The organism is Bradyrhizobium centrolobii (assembly GCF_001641635.1).
Lineage (GTDB): Bacteria > Pseudomonadota > Alphaproteobacteria > Rhizobiales > Xanthobacteraceae > Bradyrhizobium > Bradyrhizobium centrolobii.
On the sequence record NZ_LUUB01000038.1, the window covers coordinates 102,313 to 115,417 of the forward strand.

Genomic DNA, 13,105 nt, shown 5'->3' on the forward strand with positions numbered 1-13,105 from the left:
GCACGAAGGCAGCGCGCGTGCCTATGAGACATCCCGCCCGGCGCGCTCGCTCTGCGTCCGCCGCTCCAAGCCGGCCTTGATCGCGGCGATCTCGGCCTCGCCCCGCGCGTCGCGGGGGATGGCGATCGGCACCTCGGCCAGAATCCGCGCCGGCCGCGGCGACAGGAAGAACAAGCGGTCGCCGAGACGCACCGCGTCGTCGAGGCTATGAGTGACGAGCAGCGTCATCACCGGCCGGCTAGCGACCAGCGTTGCGATCTCCTCGCGCAGGCGGCCGGCCAAGGCATCGTCGAGCGAGGCGAGCGGCTCGTCGAGCACCAGCAGGTCCGGCTCGACGGCGAAGGCGCGGGCGAGCGCGACGCGGCGCGCAAGCCCAAGCGACAGCTCGCCGGGGTAGTGGCTGCGGTGCGCTTCCAGCTCCAGGATCCTGAACAATTCGGCGAGCTTCGCGTCGTCGATCTCCGGCGCCACCAGCCGCACGTTCTGCTCGACCGAGCGCCACGGCAGCAGCCGCGGCTCCTGGAACACCATGCCGATGCGTGCGTTCGGAGGCCGCGTGACTTCGCCCTGGAAGTCGTGGTCGAGGCCCAGGATGATCCGCAGCATCGTGCTCTTGCCGCAGCCGGACGGGCCGACGAGAACGCCGACCTCGCCAGCGCCGAGCGAGAAGCGGACCGGCGCGAGCACATCATGCGTCTCGCCTGCCGCGCTGCGGAAGGTCTTGCCTGTGATGTCGACCTCAAGCTGCACGGGGCCGCCACCTTGTTGCACGGGCTTCGAACGGCTGCACCAGCAGGGTTTCGATGACGAGCACGACGGCGGCGAACGTCAGCGAATAGGCGAGCAGCCGCGGGGTGTCGAAGAGCTGGAAGGCGACGCCGATCTCGAAGCCGACGCCGTTCGGCCGTCCCAAGAGTTCAGCGACCAGCACGATCTTCCAGACCAGCGACAATCCGGAGCGGGCGGCGGCCGCGATATAGGGCGCAAGCTGCGGCAGCACGACATGGCGGAACGCGCGCCAGCGCGGCATCGCGAACACGGTTGCCATCTCGTCGAGCGAACGGTCGAGCGCGCGGGTGCCCTCGCGCAAGGTGACCACTGCGGTCGGCAGCTTGTTGATGGCGATCGCCGCGATCGCGGCAGCCTCGGTGAGGCCGGCCCAGATATAGGCCAGCACGATCACGACCAGCGCCGGCAGGTTCAACAGCAGGATCAGCCAGGGATCGCCGAGCCGGTCGGCGAACTTCACCCGTCCCATCAGATAGCCGATGGCGCTGCCGAGCGACATCGCCAGCACGAAAGCGAGCGCGACGCGCGCGAGCGTGGCACCGAGATGCAGGAACAGCGCGCCGCTTTCCGCTTCCCCGATCATCACCTGGAGCACGGCGGGCGGGGAGGGGAGCTTTGCGCCGCCGACGAACAGCGCTGCAATCCACCAGATCGCGAGGAACAGGGCAAACGACAAAAGACGTAGCACCTCAGTCTCCGGGGACCGCGTGATAGAAAGTGCCGGGATCGAGCTCCGGCGCAGGTCCGACCAGGTCGCGGCCGCCGACCTCGGCCAACACGCGGTAGAGCACACGCGCATCCGCCTCCTCGTCATCGATGCTTCGGCGCGGAATGCCGTCACGGTAGCGGTCGCGATAGGTCTTGAGCATGGCCGCATCGGTGGTGCCGGTGAGCGGGGCAACCTTCTCCCAGGCCGCGTCGGAGGTCACCAGCAGCTGCTTGGCCTTGCGGGTCATCGCGATGAAGCGCGCCACCGCGTCGCGGTGGCCCGCCGCCCAGGTCTCGTCGAAGACATAGCCGACGGCGGAGACCGGGCCCTTGGCGCCGAGCTTCGGCAGAATGTCCTCGATGCCGGCGAGGCGGCGAAAGCCCTTGGCCTCGAGCTGGGCGCAGAAATTCCAGAAGTTGAGGCTTGCATCCATCTCGCCGTCGAGCGCCTTGGCCGCCAGCAAAGGCGGCGCGCCATAGACGATGGTCGCATCCGACTTCAGGTCGATGCCGTCCTGCTTCATCCGCGCCTGGAGCAGGAGCCAGCTCTTGTCGATCGGCCCACCGGCAACGGCGAGCTTGCGTCCCCTGAGGTCGGCGAGCGTCTTGATCGGCGAAGACGCCGGCACCATCACCGCGCCAAGCGCGCTGGAATAGGGATAGAAGGTCAGCTTGGCGCCGAGCGAGCGCTCGCGCGAGACCCACAGCCAGTCCGACAGCATGATGTCGGCGTTCCCTGCACGCATCGCGATCTTGCCGGCCTCGGTGCTCGCGAGCTCCGTCACAGCGAGCGACAGGTTGGCCTCCTTGTCGAGGCCGTTGGCGCGGATCGTGGCCAGTTCCCAGGAGAATGTTCCGGTTTTCTGCACCGCAAGGCGGATCGTGTCCGCGGCGCGGGCAGGGGCAAGATGCGCCAGCGCCAGCACGGCCGACAGCGCCACTATTCGAGCAAGACCTCTCATCACCTTGTGAGCCGTTTCCACCAACGAGTTCTTTTCAGGACAATAGGCATAGCATAGTTTCTGTCGCAACCAGCGGGAGGACGCGCATGAGTTTCGCAGGACAGCTACGACCGATTGTCGCCGCGTTGGCGGTGCTCACGGCGACCGCATGCGTGGCACGGGCCGAGGAAGCCAATGACTATCCGACCTCCGCGCGCGCGGAATATGTCTATGGCTGCATGAAGGCCAATGGCGAGACGCGGCAGGCGATCGAGCAATGCTCCTGCTCGATCGACGTGGTCGCCTCGATCGTGCCCTACGAACGCTACGTCACCGCGGAGACCGCGCTCAGCATGTCCCAGGTGCGCGGCAATCTCGGCGTCCAGTTTCGCACCTCCGAACAGGCCAACTCCGCCGTGAATGATCTCCGACGCGCGCAGGCGGAAGCAGAGGTGAGGTGTTTTTGACGCTTGCTGCGCTGCCTTCCCTTCTCCCTTTATGAGAAACGAAGAGGAGATAATTGTCCAATAAAAACAGCGCGATGCGCTGCGCGCGTCCACCGTTGTGTCCGAGATATGGACCCGCTCGATGTCCTGCTCAAGAACAGCGATGTCATAACGAAATGGAGCACCATCTTTCTTGTAGACGACTTTCCAATTCACTACGTCGCCGAGCGCGAAAGCCGTGTAACCCCACGACCCTCGCATCCATGTAGCATGCGGTTCAGACGCGGCGTGGTGAACCGGAGCTGTTTCCACGACCCGCCAAGGTTTTTGAAGAGCTGCGGAGCCTCTGCGCGAGGCATTCCGTCCCCGTTGTCGTCGACCACAATCTTAGCGATGCTGCCGATCCCGTCCGGCTCGAACTCAATGTTGATGGACGTCGCATCGGCATCGATCGCATTTCCAGATTAACTCGGCGAGAGCCTGCACTGGCCGCGCCTTCGTCTGCCGCGCGAGAAAGTCAGGCTTTACCTCGACCCTTGCTTCTTCCTGCATCGTGTCCCCCAGCGCCTCTTACTGATAGCACTGGAACGCGAGACCGTCTTGGGCTGCGGTTGATCGTTTAGGCTCCATCTTCGGAGTGCTCCGAAGATGGCGCGAAAGGCCGGTGACCTGTCCCTACGTAGCCATAGGCCGGTGCGCGGAGTCTTCGATTGCAAATCGCGGCGAAACCGGCAACAGCGCTGAAAAATCGACATCGGAGCGGGCCCGGATCACGCCTCGAAGTCGGAATTCACTCGGCGGCTTGTTGCGACATTGGTGCCGGCGTCGGCCTCGGCACCTTGATCGCGAGCAGGCGCTCGATGCCGTCACGGTCGCGGCCAGTGAGGCGATGCAGCCGGCCGAGCCGGGGGCGGGCGTCGATGCGAAGATGTGAGCTAATTCACAATGAACCGGGTGACAGAAGGAGTAGCCTTGCATTTGGCAGCAACTACGCTGCCTTTGTATCTAGGAGGTGCATCATGAAGACCGCACTTCTGGTTACAGCTATATTAGCTGTTGGTGCTGTATCAGCTAATGCTGGTAATGATCAGCGTCATGGTTCATCACTCAATCATAATCGACACCATATTGAATCAGCTGTGATGGCTGTTGGCGCTCCGGCAGGCGGTAGTATTGACGAACGACCTGCTTGGACACTTTATAGGCAGAATCTGCACGACTCAGGCTACGATGCTAAGAAGAACATGGATAGCGCTGGTCATATGTGCGTGTCCTGTGATTATCGCGGCAATTGACTAACCTGTTGCTGTGACGACTGACACGAGCTTCGCAAAAAAAAATAGCCCCCGGAGGATTCCCATTATGGGTTTCCTCTCGGGGGCTTTTTTGTTTGCGCGTGAGATTCCAGCAGGCTTCAAAGGTCGGCATGAAGCGAAGCTTCGGCCATGGCGCCGGATGAGGGGTTCTATCAGCGAATTCCGGCAAGAGAGGTCTCCGCGGAGGGAGACCCTCGCCCGCCTCGCTTCGCGAGGTACCTCTCCCACAACGCGGGGAGAGGCTAAGCTAGCGCCCGTCACGTGCCAGGCTTCTCCACATCCCACTCGTTGCGGAAGACGTGTCCATCCGTGTCCTTCGCTTCCGCGCGGAATCGCTTTGCGCCATTGGAGACATAAGTGAAGCGTAAATTGGGATCTTCCGAGATCGAGATGCCGCCTTCCATCGAAAGCACGGGACTGTCGTCCTGCGTCAGCTTCAGCTGGTCGATGAAGAACGCTGGGATATAGAGCTGCGTGACCTGGTCCATCTGGAGGCCGGAATTGTTGGGATGGCCGATCATGATCTGCGCCTCGCGGACGCGGCTCGCGGGCGCGTCCTCGCGCGCGAATTGCCGGTAGCGCATGTGGCCGAGCCGGTTCCTGGCTTCCTCGGCATTCTTCACCGCAGGCGCCGAGCAGCCGCCGGAGGCCTTCACATAGGTCTTGGAGACGTAGAGCTGGCCGTCGCTGAGCTCGGCGACCGCATGAACGTCGGTGTAGTTGTTGACGCGCACGCGCGTGGAGATCTCCGTGACGTTGGCGTCCGGCCCGAGCTCGAACTTCGCCGCCATCGGCGCGGGGTTATGGTCGATCACGAGCGTGATCGCGCGGATGCGGCGGGCATCGCCGGGCGACAGCTTGCTGCGCAAGGTCACGGGAACGATGGCTGCATCCTCGGCGCGATAAGGCATCTCGATGCCGATGACGTCACTGCCGTCGTTCATCGGACGGTTGCCGAAGATGTCCTGCACCAGACCCGGCCAGGGATCATAGGCCTCTTCAGTGCGCGCCGGCGCGGCAAAGGCGATGCCGAGCAGCGCGACGATCAAGGTCAGGCGGAGAGGGTGTCCCATCATGGTCGTGGTCTCGCGCAGGTGATCGGAGCGAGCGTAGCGCGCCCGCTACTCCCATTCAATTTCCGAAAATGCTGCGGTTGCGTTGCGGGCGTTGTAGTCGTCGAACAGGTCCCAATGCGACCGCTCCGACGCCGCCGCCTTGTCCGCCGCCGACCGAATCGGCTCGCCTTTTGTGTTGAGCGCACGGACGTCGGCCAGCAGTGTCGAGAGATAACGCCGCTCATCGGCGAGCGCGGCAGGCCACTCGGTCACGGGTCCGTGACCGGGAACGACGCGCTGCGCAGGGATGGTTTCGAGGTCCTTAAGCAGGGCGAGCCAGCCGCGGATGCTGCCGTCCATCACCGGAATATGGCGGAGGAAGTCGAGGTCGCCCGCGAACAGGGTTTTCGTCGTCTCATCGAACACCGTCAGGTCGTTGTCGCTATGCGCGGCAGGCCAAGCCCGCAAGCTGAGGCGACGCGATCCGAGGTCGAGCGTCATGTTGTCCGAAACCAGCAGGGTGGGCGGCACGATCTTGACCGGCGCGATCAGTTCGTCGCCCATGATGCGGCGAAAATTGTCGAGATAGTATGGGCCGCGCGTGGCAAGCGCCTGCGGCAGCTTGCTGTGGCCGACAAAGCTGGTCCCTTGTGCGACGAAGGCGGCATTGCCGAAGATGTGGTCGGGATGGCCGTGGGTGTTGATGACGTAGCGGATCGGCTTGTCGGTTCGGGCCCGCAGCGCCGCCAGTAGCGCCTCGCCCTCGCGGACGCTGCCGCCGGTATCGATCACGGCCACCGCGTCATTGCCGATGATAAAGCCGACATTGGCGATCGCGCCCTCGTTCTCGGAGTTCATCAGCGCAATTGACCCAGCGTGCACGAAAATTCCGGGTGCAACTTCGCTCACAGGCAATTCAGGAGGGGTTGCGCGTGCTAGCGTTGGCATCCCCAGCACGGCGAGCACCGCGATCACCAGAGCGACATGCGCCATCTTTACGCCTCAGTTCCGATCGTCGCGCGGCGTTGCACTGCAACAAGCAAGATCCCAAGCGAAGTCATCAAGAAACTTCGCCGACCGTGGCGCGTAACCTGATCCATGGTTAGCATTCAATCAAGACAAGAGGAGGAAGCGCGATGACGGAGGCCGGACGACATCGTCGCTGGTTGTTCTCGCTGTTGGCGATCACCGCAATGTTCGTCGCGGACGGCGCCGCGCGGGCGCAGACCAGTGACAGCGGCGATCTCTCGTTTGAGCTGGTCGACCCGAAGGTGCTGCGAGTCTGCGCCGATCCGCGCAACCTGCCTTTCTCCAATGAGAAGGGCGAAGGCTTCGAGAACAAGCTCGCCGAGCTGTTCGCGGACAAGCTCCAGAAGAAGCTCGACTACGTGTTCTTCCCGCAGGCCACGGGCTTCGTGCGGATGACGCTGGGCGCGCATCGCTGCGACGTCATCATGGGTTTCCCGCAAGGCGACGATCTCGTGCAGGGCACCAATCCCTATTACCGCACGACCTACGCGCTGGTCGCGAAGGCGGGCAGCGGGCTCGAGGACGTCGATACGCTCGAAGACGCTCGGCTTAAAGGCAAGCGCATCGGCATCATCGCCGGCACACCTCCGGCGACCAACATGGCCATTGCCGGCCTGATGACCAACGCAAAGCCCTATCCGCTGATGATCGACACGCGCTTTGACAATTCGGCGAAGGCGATGGTTGATGATCTCGCCGCCGGCACGATCGATGCCGGCGTGCTGTGGGGGCCGATGGCAGGCTTCTATGCCAAGCAGGCCGGCGCCTCGCTCCATGTCACGCCGCTGGTGAAGGAAGCCACCGGACCGAAGCTCGTCTATCGCATCGGCATGGGCGTGCGTCCTGCCGACCAGAACTGGAAGCGGCAGCTCAACAAGCTGATCCAGGAGAACCAGGGCGAGATCAACAAGATCCTGATCGAGTTCGGCGTCCCGCTGCTCGACGAGAGCGACCGGCCGCTCGGTGCGGAGACCGCCAAGAAGAACCCATGAGATGGCATCTTGCTGCTGCGCTCGTCGCCGCCGCACTGGCGGCGCCGGCGTTCGCGCAGCAGCAAGAGCCGTTCGAGCCCGAAGGCTACCGCACTGACAATTACCGCGCGCCGGTGCCGGCGACGCTGCAAGGCGCGCGCGTGCTCACGACCGCAGAGGCCGAGGCCATCTGGCGGGCGAAGACCGGCGCCTTCGTCGATGTGCTGCCGCGTCCGCCGAAGCCGAAGAACCTTCCCGCGGGCACCGTCTGGCGCGACATGCCGCGCAAGAACATTCCCGGCAGCATCTGGCTGCCCGACACCGGCTATGGCGCGCTGCCGCCCGCGACGGACGACTATTTCCAGCGCGGCCTCGCCAGCGCAACGCATGGCGACAAGGCGGCGCTGGTGGTGATCTATTGCCAGGCCGATTGCTGGATGTCCTGGAACGCCGGCAAGCGCGCGCTCGCCTACGGCTATTCCAACGTTGCCTGGTATCCAGACGGCACCGACGGCTGGGAGCGCGCAAGGCTTCCCACCGAAGAGGCGCAGCCGGAGCCGCGCCCCGAACAGTAGCTATCGACTAAGCGGGAGCTATTGCTTCTGAAGCTTGGTGAGCGTGCCGGTGCCGTTGGTGTCGGTCGCGGAGTACGTCACCCTGTCACCGGCGTGAACGCTTTCGAGCATCCCGGCGTCCTTCGCCTTGTACTCCTGGAGTGCGCCGGCGCCGCCCGCGCTGCCGCCGACCGTTCCCTTCTGCATCTGCTGAATCGAGATGGTGTTGTTGAGCCGGTCGATCTTCGTGATCATTCCGTTCATGTCGTCAGCGGCGAATGCCGGCGACGCGAGCATGCCGATGGCCGCAGCCCCCGCGTAAATGAATTTTGCTGTTCCCATCGAGGCCTCCCGACCGTTCGAGGTTCACTTCGACAAGACATGATAAATCGATTTGGTTCCGGCAGATAGCGCGGCAAAAGCGGGGCCAATCCGCGAACTTTTCATGAGCCGTCAGCGAGGCTGACGCTATTCCATTTCCTGCTGGATCACGCGTCCGAGCGCGAACAGGCGTTGGTCGATCGTGGTCGGAACCTCGCAGACGAATCGCACCACCTTGCGGCGGTCCTCGAAGATGCGGGTCTCCCAGATCAGCTGATTGCTGAGTGCCTCGACTTTGGTCTCGTCGGGAGGCTTCGCGCCCTGGAGGGCCTGGAGCTGGAGGGTCTCCTCGCGGATCTTGTCGGCGGCTTCGCGCTGCTTGTGGCTGACACGTTCGAGCCCGCTCATGACCGAGGAGCGCTGGGCGTTGAGTGTGTCGAACAGGCCGGCGAACAGCAGCTTGGCATTCGCAGTCTTGTCGGAGGCGGAACCTGCCAGGAAGTCTTTCACCGACTTCTCGGCCTCGTCCAGCGGCGTCTTGCGCGCCGCGAGCTTTGAGACCAGCGCGCTGACCTTCGCATCGTCCTTCCACTTGCTCTGGACATCGTCGAGCGGCGGTCCGGCCCAGACGGCTGCAAGCGAGATTTCCGGAACCTTGGCTTGCGTGCAGGGCCAGTCAGGATAGCGCGGATCGGCGGCGCGCGCGACCGTGCTCGCAACTGCGAGCGCAAGAGCAGCCATGGTCACGATCCCTAATCTCATCCTTCGCCTCCTGCAGGGCCCCGTCGCGCGAGCCCGCGCGACGGATCATAGGCGAGAATCGCGCCAATCATGAACACGATTGTGCAGGTCGCGACCACCGCCAGCGAGATCCAGTTGATCTGTCCATACAGCGCGAAGCGGATCAGCTCCACTGCATGGGTGAATGGATTGGCTTGGCAGACATAATAAAGATAGGGGCTGCCCTCCTGTACCCGCCAGAGCGGGTAGAGCGCGGAGGAGGCGAAGAACATCGGGAAGATCACGAAGTTCATCACCCCGGCAAAGTTCTCGAGCTGCTTGATGCCGGAGGAGATCAGCATGCCGAGCGAGCCCAGCATCAGCCCGGACAGGATCAGCGCCGGCAGCACGGTGAGATAGCCGAGCGGGGGAGGGGTGATGTCCCAGAACCAGGCGATCAGCAGGAACGCATAGACCTGGAGCAGCGACACCGCGGTGCCCGCGAGCAGCTTGCAGAACAGCAGGAACCAGCGCGGCAGCGGGCTCACCAGAAGCGTCCGCATGTTGCCCATCTCGCGGTCATAGACCATCGAGAGCGAGGACTGCATGCCGTTGAAGAGCTGGATCATCGCCATCAGCCCCGGCGCGATATAGACCTCGTAGAGGATGTAGGTCTCGTAAGGGGGGATGATCGAGATGCCGAGCACCTGGCGGAAACCGGCCGCGAAGATGAACAGCCATACCAGGGGCCGTACCAGCGCGGAGATGAAGCGCTCGCGCTGATGCAGGAAGCGCAGGCCCTCGCGCCAGACAATGCCGGTGAGGCAGGTCATGTACTTGGCAAGCGAGAAGCCGCGCGGGGCGTCGTGTGCAGTGATGCTGCTCATGCGCCGCCTCCCGGCATGACTTGCGTGCCCGTCAGGCGCATGAACGCGGTGTTGACGTCCTGCGCGCCCGCTTCGGCAATCACGCGGCCGACCGGCCCTTTCGCCAGCACCTTGCCCTGATGCAGCACCACGAGGTCGTCGCTCGCCGTGATCTCGTCGAACAGATGCGTGGCCCAGAGCACGCCGATACCCTGTTCCGTCACCAATTGGCGGACATGGCTGATGATGTCCGCGCGCGCCTTGACGTCGAGGCCGACGGTCGGCTCGTCGAGCAGCAACAGGCGCGGCCGGTGCAGCAGGGCGCGTGCGATCTCCAGCCGCCGCATCTGGCCGCCGGAGAGATCGCGCACCTTGCTGCCCGCACGGTCCGCAAGCCCGATGCGGCCGAGCAGCTCGGCGGAGCGCGCGGTGGCCTCGCGGCGGCTGATGCCGTGAAGCGCGGCGTGATAAAGCAGGTTCTGCGTCAGCGACAGGTCGAGATCGAGCGTGCGCGGCTGGAACACGACGCCGAGCAGCCGCAGCGCCTCGCCGGGTGAACTGCTGATGTCATGGCCGAAGATGCCGACGCGGCCGCTCTGGATGCCGAACAGCCGCGTGATGAGCGAGAACAGCGTGCTCTTGCCGGCGCCGTTGAGGCCGAGCAGGGCGGTGAAACTCGCCGGCGCAACGTTGAAAGAGACATCGATCAGCGCCCGGCGCGGGCCGTAAGAATGGCTGACGCCGTCGATCGACAGCGCCGGCACGGCGGCCGGATCAGGCTTTTGAGCGGCCTCGCGTGGCTCTGTAATGGGAGCAGGGCTCGTCATGGCGCGATCGTGATGCCCCAGGGCAGTTCGCCCACCTGGATGGTCTTGATCACCTTTTGCGCGGCGACGTCGATCACCGAGACGTCGTTCGACACGCCGTTGGTGGTGAGCAGATATTTCTCGTCGGGCGTGAACGCCATGTGCCAGACGCGCTGGCCGACCAGCAGATATTTCGTCACCTTGCGCGTGGCGGTATCGACCACCGCGACGCGGTTCGCGGGCCCGAGCGCGATGAAGGCGGTCTTGTCGTCCTTGGTCATGCCGATGCCGACCGGCTGGATCGCCTCGCGGCGCAGGCCCGGGATTTCGAAGGTGACCTTGCCGATCACCTCATGTTTCCTGGGATCGATGACCGACACGGTGCCGCCGATCTCCGAGGACACCCACAATTCCGAGCTATTGTGCTTGAACTCCGCAAAACGCGGCCGCGCGTCGACCAGCACGTTGGCGACGATCTGGCGCGACGATGTGTCGATGAAATGCGCCATGTTGGTCGTTTCCGACGTGTTGATCAGCGTCTTGCCGTCGGGGCTGATGGTCATGCCCTCGGGCTCGACGCCAACCTGGATGTCGCCGAGCCGCGCGCGCTTCTCGAGATCGATCACAGTCACCGTGTTGTCGTTCTCGTTCGCGACATAAAGGGTCTTCCCGGCGGCATCCTGGGTGAACAATTCAGGATCGGGGCCGGAGGGCAGGCTGTCCACCACCCCCTGAGTCTTGGCATCGATCACCTGGATGGTGTCGTCATCGCCGACCGCGACCATCACGAACTTGCCGTCGCGCGTGAACTCGATGCCGCGCGGGCGCTGGCCGACCTTGATGGTCTTGGTCACCGTCCAGCTCTCGGTGTCGATCACCGACACTGTGTTGCTCTTCTCGTTCGAGACGTAGGCGATGAACGCGTGCGCGGGCGCTGCCGCCAGCACCAGTCCGGACAAGAGCCCAACACGCCACATGCGCAACATTCCGCTGCGGATCGGCTTCACCTCCCCCGCTTGCGGGGGAGGTCGCATCGCATCGATAGATGCGATGCGAGTGAGGGCTCGCTCCTCTTGGGGCTTCTTCTTCGTGGAGATACCCCCACCCCAACCCTCCCCCGCAAGCGGGAGAGGGAGCGCAGCGTCGTTGTGGCGGGCGGTCGATCTCATCTCACGTCGCTCATTTCAGCTTGCATTTGCTCTCCGGGCGGTCATAGCCGAGCGTATCGAGCTCCGAGACCTGGTGCAGAAATCCTTCCTGCGGCGAGACCGACACCACCATGCGGCCGTCGACCAAGAGGATCGGTTGGCGCAGCTGGAGATTCCAGTCGCGCAAGGTCAGCCGCGTGCCCTTGAAGGCGGCGACCGAGAAATCCGGTCCCTTGATGAAGTCGGTGACTTTCTTGACGTCGCCGGAATTGGTGCGCGAGGTGGCCTCGCCGATCATGCGCACCGCCGTCCAGGCCTGCATGTCGAGCGCCGTCATCCGCCGCGAATTCAGCTTCATGAAGCGGTTCTGCATCTGGATCGCGCCCCACTGGTCCTGCGCTGCATCCCAGCTCCGCGGCACGAGGCCTGCCGAGCCGGCGACGGGCCGCGGATCCCAGGTGCGATAGGGTAGGTAAGCGCCGAACACCTCGCTCTCGTCGGCGACGACCAGCACGTCATAGGCCGGCGCCTGCTGAGTGAACACCGGCATCTGGCGCTGGAGCAGCGTCACGCCGCTATCCGTGCGGCGCGCACCGCCGGTGTCCTCGAAGGTGCGCTCCTGCACGATCTTGGCGCCGAACCGCGTGGCGGCGCGCCTCAGCGCGTCGGCATAGAGCTTGTCCTCGTCATGCGAGCCGACCACGAGCAACCAGCGCTTCCACTGCTTCCACACCAGATACTGGCCGAGCGCGTCGGCGAGCATCGACCGCGTCGGTGCGGTGTGGATGACGTTGGCGCGGCAATCGGCCTCGCGCAGCCGTTCGTCGATCGCGCCGGCGTTGAACAGCAGCGTGCCGCGCTCGCGCAAGGCATCCGCGACCTTCAGCTGGGCATCGGGTGGAAGATCGGCGATGATGAAGCCGTTGTGCTCGGCGAGCGCGGTGGCGGCCTGGACCGGGTCCTCGCCTTCCTTGATCCGGCGCTCCTCCAGCGCAAAACGCTGGTTGAGGAATTTTCCAGTGGTGTTGTTGTCCTCGATCGCAAGGCGCGCGCCGGCGACGCCGTCATTCTCGGCCGGCTGCTCGACCAGCGACAGCGTCGATCTGGTGCCGGCGACGCCGAGATAGCCGACGCCGATCTCGATGGGGTCGGCCGCGAGCGTCTGCGTCGCCGCAAGACTCAAAGCCAGCAGGCCGACCAACCATCGGATCATGTATCCTCCGTCTCGTCCTCCCCGGCTTGACCGCCGGTGGAGAATTGTCTCTGCTGGAAGCATGACCGATTTGGCCCGGCTTGCAACCCCGCATTTCGTCCTTGCGCGCACGAGGGCTGGAATTACGTTCATGCGAGCGCTGCTGTCGATCGCCGTCTTGCTGTTGACGGGATCAGCCGCGTTCGCCGACCCGCCGAAACTGGCGGTGTTCGATTTCGAGCT

General features: G+C 64.2%; 16 protein-coding genes and 1 pseudogene. 5 read left to right on the top strand and 12 right to left on the bottom strand.

Features of this window, described 5'->3' with window-relative positions; translation table 11 throughout:
• Positions 1 to 21 precede the first annotated feature (21 nt).
• From AYJ54_RS09245 to AYJ54_RS09255, 3 genes are read right to left on the bottom strand one after another with little or no spacing between them, the layout of a single operon-like run.
• Positions 22 to 750, bottom strand: a complete 729-nt coding sequence (locus AYJ54_RS09245) for an ABC transporter ATP-binding protein (protein WP_063698543.1) — start codon at positions 748 to 750, stop codon at positions 22 to 24.
• On the bottom strand, positions 740 to 1,477 hold the full coding sequence (locus tag AYJ54_RS09250; RefSeq protein ID WP_063698546.1) for an ABC transporter permease: 738 nt from the start codon (positions 1,475 to 1,477) through the stop codon (positions 740 to 742). Before AYJ54_RS09250 ends, AYJ54_RS09245 begins: the two co-directional genes overlap by 11 nt.
• Position 1,478: 1 nt before the next feature.
• Positions 1,479 to 2,459 (bottom strand): ABC transporter substrate-binding protein, encoded by a 981-nt coding sequence (locus AYJ54_RS09255; protein WP_063698716.1) that lies wholly within the window; start codon positions 2,457 to 2,459, stop codon positions 1,479 to 1,481.
• 86 nt (positions 2,460 to 2,545) lie between these two features.
• On the opposite strand from AYJ54_RS09255, the gene AYJ54_RS09260 reads away from it, so the two are divergent.
• Complete coding sequence (locus tag AYJ54_RS09260; protein WP_063698548.1) at positions 2,546 to 2,905, top strand: hypothetical protein; 360 nt, start codon at positions 2,546 to 2,548, stop codon at positions 2,903 to 2,905.
• A gap of 194 nt (positions 2,906 to 3,099) precedes the next feature.
• On the opposite strand, the gene AYJ54_RS53930 is transcribed toward AYJ54_RS09260, so the two are convergent.
• Positions 3,100 to 3,336 (bottom strand): ATP-binding protein, encoded by a 237-nt coding sequence (locus tag AYJ54_RS53930; RefSeq protein WP_082905560.1) that lies wholly within the window; start codon positions 3,334 to 3,336, stop codon positions 3,100 to 3,102.
• A gap of 567 nt (positions 3,337 to 3,903) precedes the next feature.
• Between AYJ54_RS53930 and AYJ54_RS49110 the strand changes: the two genes are divergently transcribed.
• Positions 3,904 to 4,179: a hypothetical protein gene (locus tag AYJ54_RS49110; RefSeq protein ID WP_136623565.1), complete on the top strand. Its 276-nt coding sequence runs from the start codon at positions 3,904 to 3,906 to the stop codon at positions 4,177 to 4,179.
• 278 nt (positions 4,180 to 4,457) lie between these two features.
• On the opposite strand, the gene AYJ54_RS09265 is transcribed toward AYJ54_RS49110, so the two are convergent.
• Both AYJ54_RS09265 and AYJ54_RS09270 read right to left on the bottom strand, forming a co-directional pair.
• Positions 4,458 to 5,276 (bottom strand): quinoprotein dehydrogenase-associated SoxYZ-like carrier, encoded by an 819-nt coding sequence (locus tag AYJ54_RS09265; protein ID WP_063698550.1) that lies wholly within the window; start codon positions 5,274 to 5,276, stop codon positions 4,458 to 4,460.
• A gap of 45 nt (positions 5,277 to 5,321) precedes the next feature.
• The gene (locus tag AYJ54_RS09270; RefSeq protein ID WP_063698552.1) at positions 5,322 to 6,248 is read right to left on the bottom strand and encodes a quinoprotein relay system zinc metallohydrolase 2; all 927 of its coding nucleotides are present in this window, start codon (positions 6,246 to 6,248) and stop codon (positions 5,322 to 5,324) included.
• Positions 6,249 to 6,391: 143 nt separating this feature from the next.
• Between AYJ54_RS09270 and AYJ54_RS09275 the strand changes: the two genes are divergently transcribed.
• Both AYJ54_RS09275 and AYJ54_RS09280 read left to right on the top strand, forming a co-directional pair.
• Entirely contained in the window at positions 6,392 to 7,276 is an 885-nt protein-coding gene (locus AYJ54_RS09275; RefSeq protein ID WP_063698554.1) for a substrate-binding domain-containing protein, read from the top strand.
• A complete protein-coding gene (locus AYJ54_RS09280) occupies positions 7,273 to 7,830 on the top strand; it encodes a PQQ-dependent catabolism-associated CXXCW motif protein (RefSeq protein ID WP_063698556.1) in 558 nt (185 codons plus the stop codon). Before AYJ54_RS09275 ends, AYJ54_RS09280 begins: the two co-directional genes overlap by 4 nt.
• A gap of 18 nt (positions 7,831 to 7,848) precedes the next feature.
• Here the strand turns inward: AYJ54_RS09280 and AYJ54_RS09285 are convergent, their stop codons facing one another.
• From AYJ54_RS09285 to AYJ54_RS09310, 6 genes are all read right to left on the bottom strand, one after another.
• Positions 7,849 to 8,151, bottom strand: a complete 303-nt coding sequence (locus AYJ54_RS09285) for a copper-binding protein (RefSeq protein WP_063698558.1) — start codon at positions 8,149 to 8,151, stop codon at positions 7,849 to 7,851.
• A 126-nt stretch (positions 8,152 to 8,277) separates the two neighbouring features.
• Positions 8,278 to 8,892, bottom strand: coding sequence for a hypothetical protein (locus AYJ54_RS09290; RefSeq protein ID WP_063698560.1), 615 nt, complete (start codon positions 8,890 to 8,892; stop codon positions 8,278 to 8,280).
• Positions 8,889 to 9,737, bottom strand: a complete 849-nt coding sequence (locus tag AYJ54_RS09295; RefSeq protein ID WP_063698561.1) for an ABC transporter permease — start codon at positions 9,735 to 9,737, stop codon at positions 8,889 to 8,891. The genes AYJ54_RS09290 and AYJ54_RS09295 overlap by 4 nt, the downstream gene beginning before the upstream one ends.
• The gene (locus AYJ54_RS09300) at positions 9,734 to 10,543 is read right to left on the bottom strand and encodes an ABC transporter ATP-binding protein (protein WP_063698563.1); all 810 of its coding nucleotides are present in this window, start codon (positions 10,541 to 10,543) and stop codon (positions 9,734 to 9,736) included. Before AYJ54_RS09300 ends, AYJ54_RS09295 begins: the two co-directional genes overlap by 4 nt.
• Positions 10,540 to 11,508 carry a YVTN family beta-propeller repeat protein gene (locus AYJ54_RS09305; RefSeq protein WP_063698717.1) on the bottom strand — a complete coding sequence of 323 codons (969 nt, stop codon included), beginning with the start codon at positions 11,506 to 11,508 and terminating at the stop codon, positions 10,540 to 10,542. The genes AYJ54_RS09300 and AYJ54_RS09305 overlap by 4 nt, the downstream gene beginning before the upstream one ends.
• Before the next feature lie 193 nt (positions 11,509 to 11,701).
• Positions 11,702 to 12,883, bottom strand: coding sequence for an ABC transporter substrate-binding protein (locus tag AYJ54_RS09310; RefSeq protein WP_063698565.1), 1,182 nt, complete (start codon positions 12,881 to 12,883; stop codon positions 11,702 to 11,704).
• A gap of 61 nt (positions 12,884 to 12,944) precedes the next feature.
• On the opposite strand from AYJ54_RS09310, the pseudogene AYJ54_RS53935 reads away from it, so the two are divergent.
• Positions 12,945 to 13,105, top strand: a pseudogene (locus AYJ54_RS53935) (DUF3280 domain-containing protein); the annotation flags it as partial.

Coding starts and splice junctions, on each gene's coding strand:
- AYJ54_RS09310 (WP_063698565.1), bottom strand. CDS start 12,883: ATGATCCGATGGTTGGTCGGCCTGCTGGCTTTGAGTCTTGCGGCGACG.
- AYJ54_RS09270 (WP_063698552.1), bottom strand. CDS start 6,248: ATGGCGCATGTCGCTCTGGTGATCGCGGTGCTCGCCGTGCTGGGGATG.
- AYJ54_RS09295 (WP_063698561.1), bottom strand. CDS start 9,737: ATGAGCAGCATCACTGCACACGACGCCCCGCGCGGCTTCTCGCTTGCC.
- AYJ54_RS09275 (WP_063698554.1), top strand. CDS start 6,392: ATGACGGAGGCCGGACGACATCGTCGCTGGTTGTTCTCGCTGTTGGCG.
- AYJ54_RS49110 (WP_136623565.1), top strand. CDS start 3,904: ATGAAGACCGCACTTCTGGTTACAGCTATATTAGCTGTTGGTGCTGTA.
- AYJ54_RS09300 (WP_063698563.1), bottom strand. CDS start 10,543: ATGACGAGCCCTGCTCCCATTACAGAGCCACGCGAGGCCGCTCAAAAG.
- AYJ54_RS09280 (WP_063698556.1), top strand. CDS start 7,273: ATGAGATGGCATCTTGCTGCTGCGCTCGTCGCCGCCGCACTGGCGGCG.
- AYJ54_RS09260 (WP_063698548.1), top strand. CDS start 2,546: ATGAGTTTCGCAGGACAGCTACGACCGATTGTCGCCGCGTTGGCGGTG.
- AYJ54_RS09265 (WP_063698550.1), bottom strand. CDS start 5,276: ATGATGGGACACCCTCTCCGCCTGACCTTGATCGTCGCGCTGCTCGGC.
- AYJ54_RS09255 (WP_063698716.1), bottom strand. CDS start 2,459: ATGAGAGGTCTTGCTCGAATAGTGGCGCTGTCGGCCGTGCTGGCGCTG.
- AYJ54_RS09285 (WP_063698558.1), bottom strand. CDS start 8,151: ATGGGAACAGCAAAATTCATTTACGCGGGGGCTGCGGCCATCGGCATG.
- AYJ54_RS09290 (WP_063698560.1), bottom strand. CDS start 8,892: ATGAGATTAGGGATCGTGACCATGGCTGCTCTTGCGCTCGCAGTTGCG.
- AYJ54_RS09305 (WP_063698717.1), bottom strand. CDS start 11,508: ATGTTGCGCATGTGGCGTGTTGGGCTCTTGTCCGGACTGGTGCTGGCG.